We start from the raw sequence: 16061 nt of genomic DNA, 5'->3' as shown, positions 1-16061 counted from the left end.
TCAGAAGCACAGAACGTGTTGTTTAAAAATAAAAAAGATACCTCCGGTGTGAATGCTGATTCACTTGCTTTCTCCAAGGTGACATCTACCAGGCGGGACACGCTTGGGTATTTCCCCAACAATGAACTCTTCCTGAAACGCAATGTCAGCGGGGCTGTTTCCCCGCTGAATGTTGATGAAGTGAAGAAACTTCCTTATACCAGTATCGACCAGATGCTGATAGGAAGGGTAACGGGAGTGGATGTACGAATCCCTTCTGCGGAACCCGGTAAACGCAACAGCGTGTTTATCCGCGGTACATCTTCCCTGTTGCTGGGCAACCGCGACCTGTTCTATGCGCAACCCACTTATGTGGTGGATGGAGTGCCGCTTATTATGGAGCATGCATTTGCATACGACATTCAGCGCTTCGATTTCAACAGGATGGGAACAGAAACCAACCTGCTGGGCTTTATCGATATCAATGATATCGAAAGTATTGAAGTGCTGAAAGATTTTGCCGCCAGCGCAAAATATGGTCCCAATGCAGCTAACGGCGTTATCAATATCACTACCAAAGCGCCCCGGGTGGGACAGATGAAAGTATCTGTGAATGCTTATGCCGGTTTGGCCCTTAAACCTGCAGTAGATGTGGTAAACGGCAGATATGAAAGTGATTTCCGCCTGCCCTTCTACGAAAAATATGCGGATGAAACGCAATGGCGTAACTTCCCGCGTTACCTGGCCGATTCCTCACAGGCCCGCTACTATGGCCCTGCCAACTGGGACGACCTGTTTCTCCGGAATGGGTTTACAAACGGTATCCAGGCTGCTGTAAGCGGAGGTACGCCCTATGCCAATTTCCGTTTCAGCATCGGGCAGTCATCACAACAGGGCGTGTATGACAAAACCGGCATTAAACGTTACGACGTTAATTTCGGTATTAACATCCAGCCGGTAAAGAACCTCATCTTCACCACAGACATTGCAGTAGCTAACCAGAACCGCAAACGCAATGAGTTTATCCGCGACCGCGCGGGCGATGAGGATTATCTCTTTAACTATGATGCTCCTTTGTCGCCCAATAAAGACTACCTGCAGGCCTACTACACCGCGCTGGATAATACCATCAACCGGAACAAAAATAACTCCGCCCGCATCATTGCCAACGCAAAGTACAGCTTCCTGTCGCACTTCACCTGGAACACACGTTTTGCCATCGACTACGGGCAAAACTTCCGCGATTTTTTTGTGCCTACCGCACTCGGCGAAGGCAACAGTTATGTGTCTAACTACGATGGCCTGAACAGGCGGATGGTACTGGACAACTCGCTGCAGTTTGCCAAAACTTTCGCCGGAAAACATCACCTGGAAATAACGCTGGGGCAGTATGGGCAATGGGATAAATGGCGCTATGACTATGGCCGTGCCTATAAAGGTTCCAGCGATTATGTGAAGATCTATCAGCCGGGTACTGATCAGCAGAAGGAAGGCCGCTTTGGTAATTTCCGCCTGATGTTTAATACCAAAGATTTTACAGAATCAAGGCTGGCGTCTTTTTATGCCAATATTGGTTATAATCTTGATCAGAAATATTTTGTTTCCCTTTATGTAAGAAGGGATGGCAGTTCTTACCTGGGTAACGACAACCGCTGGTTGATATCGCCTACTTTATCTGCATCGTGGAAAGTACATAAGGAAGATTTCCTGAAAGAATCTTCCTGGCTCAGTAACCTGAACCTGCGTGCCAGCTGGGGCCGTGTAGGCCGGCTGCTGATGGACCAGATGTATACCGGCGGCCCGGTATACAATGTGGATGCAGGATGGAACGGTGTGCCCAATATGTCTACCTACAACGGTTTCCCGGTGATCAACGCAGCCTATACCAGCGGTTATGTGGTGCCGGGCACTTCCTGGCCGGTGGTGGAACAACTGAACGGTGGTATTGATATCGGCCTGTTCCACGACCGCCTGCGCGCTTCATTGGATGTATATACCAAAACAGACCGCAACCTTGTACTGAAAGTACCTACACTGGAAGAAGAAGGCTACACCGGCATTGTAAAGAACGGCATGGATATCCGCAACTATGGCTATGAACTGGCTATTGACGCAGATGTAGTGAAAGGAAAGAAATTCCAGTGGACTACCGGCATTAATATCTATACCAATCAGAATAAACTGATAGCGTTACCGGACGGGCTTACCAACCTGGTGATCAACAACCGCCGCTTTCTTGTAGGCAAACCGGTTGACCGCTACTGGCTGCTCCTGAATGAAGGCATTTATAACTCCGATGATGAAGTGCCTGTGAATCCTAAAACAGGAAAGAAAATGGCTTACCAGGGTGTTACCCTGAAAAAAGGCGATCCCAAATGGACGGATTTAAACGGCGACTTTAATATCAACGATGTGGACCGTGTAATGAAGGGCCGGCTGTCGCCCGCCGCCACAGGGGGCTTCACCAATACTTTCCGCTACGGCGCCTGGGATGTGAATATCCTGCTGAACTATTCCTTTGGCCGCAAAGTGATTAACCAGGCCCTGGCCGACCGTTTTGATTTTGCCAACAGGGAAGCCATCGATGATCCGAAAGCCATTAAGGAAATCAGCTGGTGGTCTAAAGTGGAAGGCGATTACAGTAAAATACCACAGTATAATCCCTGGAGCGCTGTATATGCCTATCAGCCCAATCAAACCCTGTTCCTTGAAGACGGTTCTTTTGTAAAGCTCCGCGCATTAACAGTAGCCTATAATATGCAAACGGATTGGATGAAACGCTCGGGTATAGAGTACCTGCGTATTTATGCCACCGGCAACAACCTGCTTACCTGGACAAAGTACAAAGGCGGTGATCCGGAAGCAGTGAGCTATTTCGGGTATGATGAAGGATACTATAACTGGGCGGCTCCCCGCACATTTACGCTGGGCTTTAATTTTCAATTCTGATGTTAAAAAACATGATCATGAGAAATATTGCTGTTGTTGGGGTAATACTATTGCTGGCCGGAGGTATGCTGTCCTGTAAGAAAATGCTGGATGTACCTTCACACCGCGCCCTGACGGAAGAAAATATGTGGCAGACCAAGAACGATGCACGCGCGGGATTGTCTGCCTGCTATGCTTTAATGCGCGCTGCAATGGCCAATGAAAATGCACACTGGGTGTATGGAGACCTGCGTGGCGGCGACTTTCAGTCGACCAAGCGTGGCGACCTGCGCGCAGTAGTGGAAAATAACCTGAACGCCAGTTATACCACAATGGATGAATGGCGCGACTGGCGTAGATTTTATACAGCTATTGCGCAATGCAATCTTACTATAGAAAAACTACCGCAGGTAACAGCTACCGATTACCGGTATTCGCAAAATGAAATGAAGCTGGACCGTTCGCAGGCTATTTATATCCGCGCGTTTCTTTACTATTATATTGTAAGGATCTGGGGAGATGTGCCACTGGTAACCGCTCCCTCTGATGGCGTAGTAAAAACAATTTCCCGCGAGAAATGGGAAAAAGTGCTGGATTATGCCGCAGAAGAAGCCAAATCCTGTATTGATGGTTTACCCTGGAAATACAACGGCAAATCGCCTGAACAGCAAGGCGATTACCGGGGCCAGGGCGAATCGCATCACATTTCCATTACCGCTACCAAAGGAATGGCATACACACTGCTGGCGCATATTTATAACTGGAAAGGAGAATATGAGAAGTCGCTCGATTATGCCAATACCGTTATCAATAACCAGTCGAACACCGGTTACGGTTTTGTGAGCCTGAACGACTTAACCAGGCTGGACGGCGCTTTCCGCGGACGTATCGGTGCTAATATCTTCCAGATAGATATGAACTTCGACCATGCGGAAATATCTTCTACCGGTCAGCTGGAAGACTGGACCCTTCGTGAACCTTATATTCCAAAAAGAGAATCTGAAATTTATGTTCCGAAAGACAGTGTACTGAAGATCTATAGCGAGCCCCGGGAGCAACGGCCAACCTACTTCTTCACAAAAATGGAAGAAGCGTATCCCATCTTCTTTAAAATGAAACAGATCAATGGCGCGGTAAAAGACCCGGTATTGAAAATGTATTCCTCCTGCATTATCGTATTCCGGTATGAAGAGTTGTATCTCCTGCGTGCAGAGGCAAAAGCCCGGTTAGGACAAACCGCCGAAGCGCAGAAAGACCTGAACCAGATCCGTAACAGCCGCGCACTTAAGAATGTAAATGTAGCTACCGCCGGGCAGGAACTGCTGGATGCCATTTGGCTGGAACGCAGAAGGGAACTGATGGGAGAAGGATGGTACTGGTACGACCTGGTACATTTTAAAAAGATCCCGCAGTATACCAGGCTTACACAGGCGGATGTAGACAGGGGCGCCGCATTATGGCCATTGTCGCAGGAAGCGCTGGCCAATAACAGCGCACTGGTTCAAAACTCTTTCTGGAAATAACAAATCACTGCCATGAAAAAATATTTAATACTACTGGTCATCACGGCTTGCTTTGCCTGCGAAAAGGGAATGCAGGACTACCGGAATGCCAAGCCTTTATCGGAAGTGAAAGTGAGCACCTATGATTTTCTCAAACAACAGGGCGGATTGTACGACACCCTGCTGTTACTGATAGACCGCGTAAAGCTTACCGATACACTCAAAAGTCAGCAGGTGACCTTTTTTGTTCCGCAAGACAATAGCATTACCACTGCTATCCGTAATGTGAACTTCGCCAGGGAACGGCTTGGAGATAAAGGTAACTGGACGCTCGACAGTATTCCGTTGATTGTATGGGACAGTTTACTGCGCCGCTACATGGTAAGGGGCCTGGTAACAGCCGATTCGCTGCGGTATGCAGATGGCAGCGACCTGGAATCTTTATATGGTCATGAAATGAACGGGAAAACCGCCAGTACCAATGCTTCCGGGGCAGTGGGCGCGGGTACAGCCGTGCTGCAGTACAGCGATAAAAATGGTTCGAGGTTTACGAAAGACTGGTCCGTAGCGCTTACCCAGAACGTGGATATCAAATCCACCAACGGGTTGATGCATATCCTGGAAACCAGGCATGTGTTTGGGTTTACCTCTTTTGTGGGGAAAGCCTATCCTAAATCGCTGGAGCCGCTGCAGGGGCCTTACCTGGGTTACCCGATTGAGATACCCGGTATACTGAATGCCGCAGATTATGATGAAGGTCCGAAAGGCGTGGCCTATAATTACCGGAACCCCAATGGCGGTCATACTTACCGCCCCGATGATCCGGGCACGGAAAACTGTTCAGAAGGCGACGGATCCACCAGCCCCGGCGGCAATTACAATATTGGCTGGACCAGTGACGGCGACTGGGTAAGGTATACCGTTGATATCAAGGAAGCAGGGAAATATAAAGTGGAGCTGCGTATTGCCGGGAATGGCGGCGGGTTGATCTATCTCACTGTTGATGAAGTAAGGGTATGTGAAGATATTCCCATACAAGGTACCGGCGGCTGGCAAACCTGGCAGGGAGCTATTGGTACGGCCGATCTGCCCGCAGGAAAACACCTGATGAAAGTGATGATCAAAAAAGCGAACCTGAACCTGCACCGTGTCATCTTCACCAAAATAAACCCATAGCAATGAAAAGGCAAGTATATACTTTATTTATAGCCACCGCGCTGGTAACAATGGCAACAGGCTGTTACAAGCAGCTGCTGCCCGATGAAAAGGAACACTTCAGCAATAATGCCAACTTCGATGGCGATACCTACCAGGCTAATTTCGGACGCACGAATGTGTTCTATGGAAAATTCAATGCCGACAATTCCACCCAGCCGCTCACCTTTGAGATGCAAAACATTGCACGGCCGGATGGTACGCCTGCAACGGAGCTGCTTGAAGAAGTGAACACCTGGCAGTGGAAAGAGTACTACAGCGGCACCGAGAAAACCGTGGCGGAAATTGAAGCCAAACGTTTCCAGGTGAAAAGACCGGTGCTGGATATGCGCTCCACCTCCGGCGATCTTGTTTTCTGGGCTACCGACAGTTCTAAAATAAAACAGGGTATTTATACTTTCGATATCCTGGTGAAGAACAAGGGAGGGCAGAAAACTTTCCAGAAGAGAAAGCTGGATCTCCGCCGTCCGCGCCCCTATGAGCCTTATGAATTTGATGACATCACCGGGCTCCAGAAAAAAGAATCCAATGGCAACCTGGTATACAATCATCCCACGCTCATTGGTGTGCAGGATATGCAGAATAACACGATCAACAACGACCAGGTGAACGTGTACTTCGTTAAAACAGGCACTGCAAAGAATACACTCACCTTCAAGTTTTTTGATAAGGATTCCTTACCTATTAAAATGTCAAATTTTAATGTTACCAAATGGGACAGCCTGAGATACTATAGTAACACGATTGGTACGAACGTATATTTTGGCTTTAACCGGAAATTCTCACAAGACAGCGTTACCGTTACCTGGGATGTTACCAGTCCTTACCCGGTACTGGCAGATGTTGGTATTAACGAAAAGGCCAGCATCTTTTTTACCTATGAGCGTGTTTCCTATGGCACACGCCAGCAGGGAGGCATTGGCTATGGTTTCGCCGTATTTGAGCCAGGCAGCTGGGACGTAGTTTTCAAGTTTAAAGTAAATCCCAAGTTTACCAACGATTAAACCGGTAACTGTATTCTGAAACATTAAAATATTAGTGCCATGAAAAAACGGTACATACATACGCTGGTAGTTTTTCTCCTGTTATTGGCAGGGACCGGCAGCACGGCATACGCCCAACAGGCTGTTACCGTTAAGGGACGGGTTACAGATGCCGCTTCCAAAGAGGGCATCCCCGGCGTAACAATCATCGATATTAAAAATAATAAGGGCCTGGGTGTTACCGACCCTACAGGGCATTTCACCATTACAGTGGAGCCTGAAAAATCTATCCAGTTCCGCTACATCGGATATCGCCTGGAAACAATTAAAGTAGGGAAGGTAACCACACTCAATGTTAGTATGAGCCCGGAAAACAAATCACTGAAAGAAACGGTGATCATCGGTTACCAGAAACGTACCAAGGAAACCTCTTCCGGTTCTGCGGGCGTAATTGATGGAAAGGCGCTGCAGGATGTGCCGGTATCCAACATACAGGAACTGTTGCAGGGTAAAATTGCGGGGTTGAATATTCAGAATAACTCCGGCGCTCCGGGTTTTCGTGGTACCATGTCCGTTAGAGGGGTTTCCCAGCTGGACGTAAGCGGAAGCGGTGATAATGCTTATCTCACCAGTAACAACCCGCTGCTGGTAATTGATAACGTACCAGTAGATTTCGACGGCGGTATTTCACAGTCGATGCTGCAACCGGGCGCCGCTACCGGCCCGCTGGCATTAATTCCGCCGGAGGACGTGGAGTCTATTGTGGTAATGAAAGATGCGCAGGCTACTGCCTTGTATGGTTCCCGCGGCGCTAACGGTGTAATTGTGGTAACTACCAAACGCGGTAATTCGCCTACGCCGATCATCGACATCAACAGCAGTTTGTTTGTGAACCTGCCGCCTACCTTACGCCCTACTATTGGTGGTAATGCAGAACGGAGGTACCGTATCAGTTCTATCATGAAAAACGCCAGGGACTTACAGGCGGCGCGCAGTATACTGGCTGATCCTAATTCCCAGTTCCTGACAGACAGCCTGAATGCGTTTTATAATAACTCCACCGATTGGCAGGGATTATTTTACCAAACCACTTTGAACACCAATAATAATGTGCAGATCAGTGGTGGCAGCCCGAAGATGAACTACAAGGCCAACTTTGCCTACCAGATGAACCAGGGTGTATTGAAAAATACCGGCTTTAATAAATACAGCCTGAACATGCAGCTGAATATGCAGCCCAGCCAGAAACTGCGCATCGGTGCACAGCTGTTTAGCGCACTGGGTCAGAAGCAACGTGGTAACGGCGGCGGCTTAACCAATAACGGCGCCGGTAATTCCTTTACCTCTTCCCTGATGCCCGGCCCTTCTACCTTTGTTGGTAACCCCCAACTGAGCGGATATGAGAATAACATTGATGATAACAATACCCTTAATATCCGTGGTTTCGTGGATGTGGATTATGAAATCCTTAAAGGGTTGCGCATTAACTCCACTACTTCTTACGATTACTATACGGATACCAGGGACCGGTTTAATCAATCGTTTTCCAATAACAACCAAACCGGCCTGTACGGCTTCGTTGGCCGGCACGATGAGCTGAACACCAGGAACGGCGTGAATTACAGCTACAGCAGCCGGCCCTCCGACCAGGAGAAGGGGCATAACATATATGCCAGCGTATTCAGTGAAGTGAATATCAAGTCGGACGACCAGCATGTGAAGGATATACGAAATGGCCCGAACGATTATTACTGGGGGCCGCGCGGTTATTCCCCGCGTTTCTACCCCGGTAACCCGTGGAACAACGCCAGTGAAGTAAACGTGAATGGTACCCCGGTATCCTATGTGTATCATGCCGCTTCATGGGCAGGGTTCCTGTCTTATAACTACCGGACCAAGTATGTAATTGACCTGGCCTACCGGTTGGATGGAAACTCATCAGCGGGTATCAATAACCCCTATACGAAAAATCCATCCGTTGGTGTTCGCTGGAACTTCAACAAGGAAAACCTGATGCGCCGCTGGAACTGGCTGGATTACGGATCGGTGCGTGTAACCTATGGCGTTAACAGCCGGCCTACCGCTACCATTCTCAATTCGCTCGGTGCGTATGAAAGTGTGAAAAACTATAACAATGCCACTTCCATTAATCCTAACTACAGCGTGCTGGCCAATCCCTATATGGAGCCGGAAAAGTCATCGCAGTTTAACTTCGGGGTAGACCTGGGGCTGCTGAGGGGACGCGTGGAAATCATTTATGATACCTACTACAAGAACAACTATAACCTGGTACGCGATATCCCGCTGCCCAATTCCACCGGTTATGGTAAAATGCAGGTGAACGGGGGGGCTATTGTGAATTACGGACATGAACTGTCTATCACCACACGCCCTATTATGCACAGCGATCCTAAGGGATTCCAGTGGATCTTCTCCATAAACGGCGCTTACAATAAAGGCGTGCTTACAGAACTGCCGGGTGGTTCGCAGCTCTTCATTAACGTAGACCAGAACACTTACCAGAGTATTGCACTGAAAGTGGGAAGGAACCCGCAGAGCAATTATATGTACCAGACAGACGGGGTATATACCAATACCGCTGATGTGCCGGTAGACCCGATCAGGGGAGTGCGCTACAAAGCATTTAAAGGGCCTGGCACCCAGTATTTCCAGGCAGGGGATCCTATCTGGAGGGATCTGAACGGCGACTACGCCCTGGACGGCGCCGACTATGTGATCATGGGTAATCCTGAGCCGTTGTTCACCGGTGGATTAAACAATACGGTGAGCTACAGGAACCTGTCGCTCAATATCAACTGTACTTTCCTGGCAGACCGGAGCATTTTGAACAATGCTATTGCCGCGAGGATTTACCGCCTGCAGTATCCTGAAGATCTATCCATACCAAGTGGTACTGCTGCGGGGCCTATCAACCTGTATGATATCAACCAGATCGACTACTGGAAAAACCCGGGCGACAAATCTTCGCATCCTGCTATTGTAGGATCCTTTGACCACGATGCGCAGGTAGCGCCCAACAGGCTGGATCAGAGTCTCTGGATGGAAGATGGTTCTTACTTCAAAATTAACCAGATCACACTGGCCTACCAGTTCCGTGATTTTGATTTTATGAAGAAGTTAAAACTACGGGTGCTGCGTGCTTATCTCACGGCCTACAACGTAGCCATCTTCTCAAAATATACAGGGCCAAACCCTGAAACCGTGACTTCGCTGGGAAGGGACGATATCAACGGGTATCCTAATGCTACCAGCCTGACATTCGGTATTGGCGCTCAATTTTAATGATACTTAAAATATTTTCAGATGAAACACTGGTTTAGAATAGGAATGCTTTTCTGCTTATTGCTGGGAGCCGGTTCCTGTAAGAAATTCCTGGAAGTAAAACCACTGGATACCCTTTCGGGGAAAGATTTCTGGAAAACAAGAGGCGATGCACAAAAAGCCATCAATGGCGCTTACGCAAAGTTGCTGCAGAAATTTACCAACGGTGTTGTATATAATGTGGGAGATTTCAGAGCAGGTAACTGGAACTGGTTTGATAAGAACGGGTTCCGTAACCTGGCCGCCAACCGGCTGCTGCAGGCCACTGGCGATGGCATTGAAGATATTCCCGACTGGGGATTATTTTACCAGGCTATTGCTACTGCCAATCTTTGTATAGACAGGATACCCGGTATTGAAGATCCAGCCTTCAGTTCAAAGGAGAAAAAGGCCCTGGTGGCCGAAGCCCGTTTTTTACGCGCTTTTATTTACTTCTATATGTCGCGCCTGTACGGAGATGTGCCTTTACAAACAGACCCGTATGACATCACGCTGAAGCCCCGCGAAAAAATGCTGACCGTGCTGGATTTTTGCCTGAAAGATCTCGCGGAGTGTAAAGATGATATGGTGATCGCTTACGACGACCCTACCAACAGGGCGGTGCGTGGCACCAGGGGCGCTGCGCTGGCACTGATGGCGCATATCAACATGTGGTGCGCCGGCTTTGATAAGGCCAATCAGCAGAAATACTGGAACCAGACGGCAGATCTCATCAAAGAGCTGATGGACCTGCATGAATATAAACTGCTGCCTTATACCAAGGAAACCTTCCAGGCTATTTTCAAAGGCCGTTCGGAAGAAGGTATTTTTGAACTGTCGCTCGACGCCAACTATGGCGGCGCTTTCCACTACCTCATCTGCCAGTGGACATTACATGATCCTATTATCCGCGACGGATTGAATGGGAACAGTGAAATTACCCCGATGGTAAGGCACCTGGACAGGATCTATCCACGGGGCGAATCCGACAGGCGGATGGATCTCTGGTTTGATGATCCCTATGCACAAAAGGGAGAGAAGAAACCCATGTTCCTGAAATTCTCTGCTATTACCAATCCCATCACCAGGGATTATGATGCCAACTTCATCCTGTTCCGCTATGCAGACGTGATCCTGCTGAGAGCGGAAGCACTGGCTAACCTGGGTAACAGGAACGCTGAAGCGATTGAGATGCTGAACCTGGTGCGCGACCGTGCAGGAGCAAAGGTGTATACCGGGGGTGGCGGCGATCCCCTGAAAGAGGCCATTTTCTATGAAAGGGAAAAAGAACTGATGGGAGAAGGACACCTGTGGTATGACCTCATACGCACCGGGAGGATTGGCAACAGGAACCTGACAGAGAATCCGCTCACACCGGACCTGATGGAAAAAGGAGCGTGGACCTGGCCCATTTCATCATCCGCAGTGAACAACAATCCGCTCATCACCAGGAACCAATACTGGATACAATAACTGTAAAAATATTGACTATGCGAAAGCTATTGCCCATAGCCGGCGTTCTATTGATGGCAGCACTGCTGTTATCTGCCTGTAAAAAAGATTATTATATCGACAGCGGCCGTGCTAACCCGCATTATAAAGGAACCATTTACGATTACCTGGTACAAAATACCGACCTCTTTGATACGGTAGCATATGTGGTGGAGAAAGCCGGGCTGAAAGAAATGCTGCAGAACGATTCCGTTACTTTCTTTACGCCAACCGATCAGAGTATCGTGGATGCTATGGATGACCTGAACTTTTACAGGCATATAATGGTGGAAGACAGCGTAAAGCTGGCAGATATTCCTCCTAAAGTATGGAAGAAGTTCCTGATGATGTATATGCTGAAGGGAAAGTACACCGCCAATAAATTTGCACGTATTGATCCTGTAAACGTATATGCGTACCCGGGCATTAACTATGTAATGAGCAGCGGGTATATTCTCAACATCGGGTTGATTTACCAGAACTATAATGGGGTGGAAGCAGTAGGCGCGCGTGTACTGCAGCTGACAGATATCACCTACGACCCGGTAACCTTTGCCAATAACCCGAAAACATTGGTGATGACGTCAGATATCCTGCCAACAAACGGGGTACTTCATGTACTGAATTTCAGGCATGCCTTCGGTTTCCGCGATGGTGAGTTTGTAAGAGTAGCAGAACAGGAACTGCAGAATCAATAATCCATTAACGCATTTCAGTATGAAAAAATATACATTCCTAATAATACTCCTGGCGGTGTTAGGCGCCTGTACCAAAGATAAGATCAGTTCCAACGGGGAAGATCCTTATAAAGAACAGGTGCTGCCGGCTATTTCTATCAACAAGGATGGTATCAGCCCGGCCCGCGCCAGCGTAGGAGAAGAGGTGACGATCAGCGGGAAAGGCTTCCTTAAAAACAAGGATAAACTGGCTATTCTCTTTAACGGGGTAAGTGCGCCTATCCTGCAACTTACAGATACTACCGCGCGCGTAAAAGTGCCGGCGCAGGCAGCTACCGGCAATGTGGCCGCACAGGTGGACCAGCAGTATTTTTTCGGCCCTTTTTTCCGGGTGACAGGTACTTTTCAAATGGATACCCTTTTCCCCAGTAAGGTGGCTGCAAATGGAGGCATCGCGGATATTATACCTGTGGAAGACGGGAAGTACCTGGTGGTAGGTGATTTTACCGACTTCGACAACTCCGGTAAGGAAGGAAAACTTAACCGCGTGGCGAGGATTAATCACGATGGTAAAGTAGATGGGAGTTTTGGTCCCGACAAGAAAAACGGTACCAACACTTTTGTGTCTACCGCCGTGGCACTGCCCGGCGCCGACCGTAAATACCTGGTGGCAGGCGCTTTTAATAACTATGAAGGCGTAAATTTTGTAAACAGTATTGCACTGCTGAACAATAACGGTTCGCTGGCTGCAGATAAAATATTCAGCCCTTCCGGTAAGGAAATCACCATTTCTTCCCTGAAAGGCGGTATTTCTGGTCAGGTGGGCAACCTGCATGTACAAGCCGATGGAAAGATCATGCTTACCGGTAGTTTCCGTTTTTATGTACAGCCTAACTATAACCTTACCGGTAGTGCAGGGCAGGACTCTGTTCATCTTGATTCCATCCAGATCAATGGATTGGTGCGTTTAATGCCGGATGGCAGCCTGGACAGCACCTACAACTACGACCTGGCAACGCATATGGGTAAGGAAGGCCCCAATGGTTATATCAACCGTTCTATCCTGCTGCCTGATGGAAAGCTGCTGATTGCCGGTACCTTCACCAGGTACAACGGGCAGGCAGTGAACCGTATTGCCCGCCTCAATGCCGACGGCTCACTTGATCCTTCCTTCTCCACAGGCGCCGGCCCGGACCAGAATGTACTGGGCATGACGCGGCAGCCGGATGGAAAACTTATCATTGTAGGCCGCTTTAATACCTTCGGAGGGCTTAAAATGGCCAATGTGGCCCGGATCAGTGAAAACGGGGTGGTAGACCCTTCGTTTAACGTAGGCGCAGGCTCCAACGGCTATGTATTCAGGGCGCATGTAATGCCGGGTGGCGAAGTGATTGTGAGCGGTATCTTTACGCAATTCAGTGGGCTGGTTCGTAACAATATGATTGTGCTTACCGACAAAGGCGCTATCCATCCTTCGTATAATACCATTGGCGGTGTAACGCTTGATCAGAACGCCCAAAGCGGCGGTATTACACAGATCCTGCCTGTGGCGGGAGAGAAATCACTGCTGGTAGTAGGCACCTTTACGAAGTTCGATTACCGGGATGCCAACCGGTTTGTAAGAATTACTTATCCTTAAAAACGCTATACCCCGGTTACTGCCGGTACCTGCGTGCATGCAATTACTATTGAATGCGCGTGGGCACCGGCAGTAATCATTTCCGGAATGCCCGGTTACCGGGCAGGCGCCTTTGTTGAATTTCTGATGATCAGGGAAGAAGGAATTACCTGTTGTTGTTCCTGCAGCGGAAAGCTGCTGCTTTTCAACGCTTTGAAAAGCACGGTGGCGGCAGCATGCCCCATGTCAAAGGCGGGTTGTGATACCGTGGTGAGCGACGGCTGCAGGAACCGCGCAGTGCTCAGGTTGGAGAAACCTATTACCTGTATATCGCCGGGAATAGCCAGTGATAATTCTTCACAGGCCAGGTATACTGCAGTAGCCAGTTTTTCGGTAGTGGCAATGAGGCCGTCGTAATGATTGTGCTGTAAGGCGGTTTTCAGTAACTGCCGGGTTTCGGCGGGGTCATTGGAGCAATAAAGGATGCTGGCATCTGTAAGCGGAAGCTGGTGACTGGCAAGCGCCTGCCGGAAGCCTTCTGCCCGCCTGTTACTGATAGAAAGGTGACGGGATGCCGATAGCAGGCCGATAGTACGGCATCCGCCGGCAATAAGGTGCGCAGTGGCATTATAAGCGGCATTGGCATCGTCGGTAGTGATCCGGGCAGCGGTTACTTCTTCGCATACCCTGTCAAAAAATACAACCGGGATCTCTTTTACCAATTGGGCCAGCCCGTGCGCAGCGGCGGCAGTTTCGGTAGTTACAGAAATAAGCACGCCGTCTACCCGGCCGCTCTGGAAATCTTTTAAAATAGCCTGTTCTTTTCCAAAACTTTCATGCGTAAGATAAATAAGTACATGGTAGCCTTTCTCCTGTGCAACAGACTCTATGCCGTTGATCGCTTCTGCAAAAAAACTATCGGCTACCTCAGGGATCACTACGGCAATAGTATGGCTGGATTTCTTTCGCAGGCTGCTGGCATAGGGATTGGGTACATAATTCAGCTCTGCGGCGAGCGCCAGCACCCGTTGCTTTGTTTCTTCGCTTATTTCATGACTGTTACTCAGCGCTTTTGAAATGGTGGCAGTAGATAACTGCAATCTTTCCGCAAGCATCCTGATGGTGACGTTTTCCATACACGGCCGTGTTACTTAATCGGTTAAGTAAATAAAGTTATTCTATTATGCGGAAGATTTTTAAAAAGATCGCATATTTAGAGCAGGATATTTCCTTTATTTCCACGAACTTTTTAAAATCTGATATTATGGATAACGTTAACGGGCAGCCGAACCCTGCACCACTTACTTCACTGGATCAGTGGGAAGATGATTTACTGGAGAGATATCCGGATCCTGCCAATATCAACAAGGAAAAAAGTACTGCCGAGTTCCGGAACTATGAAGCGCCTCCCCGTGATACGGTGCGTGAATTTTACCGGTTAAATCATACTTACCAGTCGTACGCATTTGTGAAAGAAAAGGAGAAGGAATTTTTGTCTTTTAATAAGAGAGAAATGTCTGTATGGGATGCCTTCGATTTTCTGAACCAGCTGGTAGACGACTCTGATCCGGATACAGACCTGGACCAGTTCCAGCACCTGCTGCAAACATCTGAAGCCATCCGCGCCGATGGCCATCCCGACTGGATGGTGCTCACCGGCTTATTTCACGACATGGGCAAAGTATTATGTCTTTTCGGCGAGCCGCAATGGGCGGTAGTAGGTGATACCTATCCTGTAGGCTGTGCCTTCTCCGATAAGATCGTTTTCCCGGAATTTTTCAAAAACAACCCGGATATCAACAACCCGGATTATAACACGAAATATGGCGTATATGAACCTAACTGCGGTTTGGAAAATGTACACCTGAGCTGGGGACATGATGAATATATTTACCAGATCATGAAGGATCATTTACCTGAACCCGCCCTGTACATGCTGCGCTATCACTCTTTTTACCCGCAGCATCGTGAACATGCCTACGATCACCTGATGAGTGCACACGACCAGGAAATGTTTAAATGGGTAAATCTTTTCAATCCGTATGATCTGTATTCCAAGAACCCGACCCCGCCGGACTGGAAAAAATTAAGACCCTATTATGAAGACCTGGTAGCGAAATACCTGCCATCTACGCTGAAGTTTTAGACAGTGATATAACGGGTTACCGGTAAGAATGCGGCTTGTTGAAGTGTTCCCGGTAATCCTTTTTTTTACATGCCGGAAATTGTTATATTATATCCAGGTATTTCTACCCACGTTAAAAAAACTGCTGATCAACCGCTCCACTTATGAGTAATCAACTTGTGTTCAAAGACTACCTGGTATTTGCATTGTATTTTATAATTG

At 48.4% G+C, this 16061-nt stretch carries 10 protein-coding genes; 9 read left to right on the top strand and 1 reads right to left on the bottom strand.

Features of this window, described 5'->3' with window-relative positions:
- The 8 genes from VN105_RS24865 to VN105_RS24830 form a co-directional block, all read left to right on the top strand.
- The coding region (locus VN105_RS24865; protein ID WP_325645325.1) for a SusC/RagA family TonB-linked outer membrane protein at positions 1–2928 on the top strand (2928 nt) is incomplete at its 5' end.
- Between the two features lie 17 nt (positions 2929–2945).
- Entirely contained in the window at positions 2946–4430 is a 1485-nt protein-coding gene (locus VN105_RS24860; RefSeq protein ID WP_325645323.1) for a RagB/SusD family nutrient uptake outer membrane protein, read from the top strand.
- Between the two features lie 12 nt (positions 4431–4442).
- Complete coding sequence (locus VN105_RS24855) at positions 4443–5585, top strand: carbohydrate-binding protein (RefSeq protein WP_325645321.1); 1143 nt, start codon at positions 4443–4445, stop codon at positions 5583–5585.
- A 2-nt stretch (positions 5586–5587) separates the two neighbouring features.
- Positions 5588–6628: a DUF5007 domain-containing protein gene (locus VN105_RS24850; protein WP_325645319.1), complete on the top strand. Its 1041-nt coding sequence runs from the start codon at positions 5588–5590 to the stop codon at positions 6626–6628.
- 39 nt (positions 6629–6667) lie between these two features.
- Positions 6668–9910, top strand: coding sequence for a SusC/RagA family TonB-linked outer membrane protein (locus tag VN105_RS24845; RefSeq protein ID WP_325645317.1), 3243 nt, complete (start codon positions 6668–6670; stop codon positions 9908–9910).
- Positions 9911–9931: 21 nt separating this feature from the next.
- A complete protein-coding gene (locus VN105_RS24840; RefSeq protein WP_325645315.1) occupies positions 9932–11401 on the top strand; it encodes a RagB/SusD family nutrient uptake outer membrane protein in 1470 nt (489 codons plus the stop codon).
- 17 nt (positions 11402–11418) lie between these two features.
- Positions 11419–12117, top strand: coding sequence for a fasciclin domain-containing protein (locus VN105_RS24835; protein ID WP_325645314.1), 699 nt, complete (start codon positions 11419–11421; stop codon positions 12115–12117).
- Positions 12118–12136: 19 nt separating this feature from the next.
- Positions 12137–13735, top strand: a complete 1599-nt coding sequence (locus VN105_RS24830; RefSeq protein ID WP_325645312.1) for an IPT/TIG domain-containing protein — start codon at positions 12137–12139, stop codon at positions 13733–13735.
- Between the two features lie 95 nt (positions 13736–13830).
- On the opposite strand, the gene VN105_RS24825 is transcribed toward VN105_RS24830, so the two are convergent.
- The gene (locus VN105_RS24825; RefSeq protein WP_325645310.1) at positions 13831–14850 is read right to left on the bottom strand and encodes a LacI family DNA-binding transcriptional regulator; all 1020 of its coding nucleotides are present in this window, start codon (positions 14848–14850) and stop codon (positions 13831–13833) included.
- Between the two features lie 128 nt (positions 14851–14978).
- On the opposite strand from VN105_RS24825, the gene VN105_RS24820 reads away from it, so the two are divergent.
- On the top strand, positions 14979–15860 hold the full coding sequence (locus tag VN105_RS24820; protein ID WP_325645308.1) for an inositol oxygenase family protein: 882 nt from the start codon (positions 14979–14981) through the stop codon (positions 15858–15860).
- Positions 15861–16061 lie beyond the last annotated feature (201 nt).

Origin of the sequence: Chitinophaga sp. (genome assembly GCF_035564935.1) — a bacterium.
GTDB lineage: Bacteria > Bacteroidota > Bacteroidia > Chitinophagales > Chitinophagaceae > Chitinophaga.
Note: the sequence above shows the minus strand (reverse complement) of the source record. Positions and strands in the feature narration are given on the sequence as shown.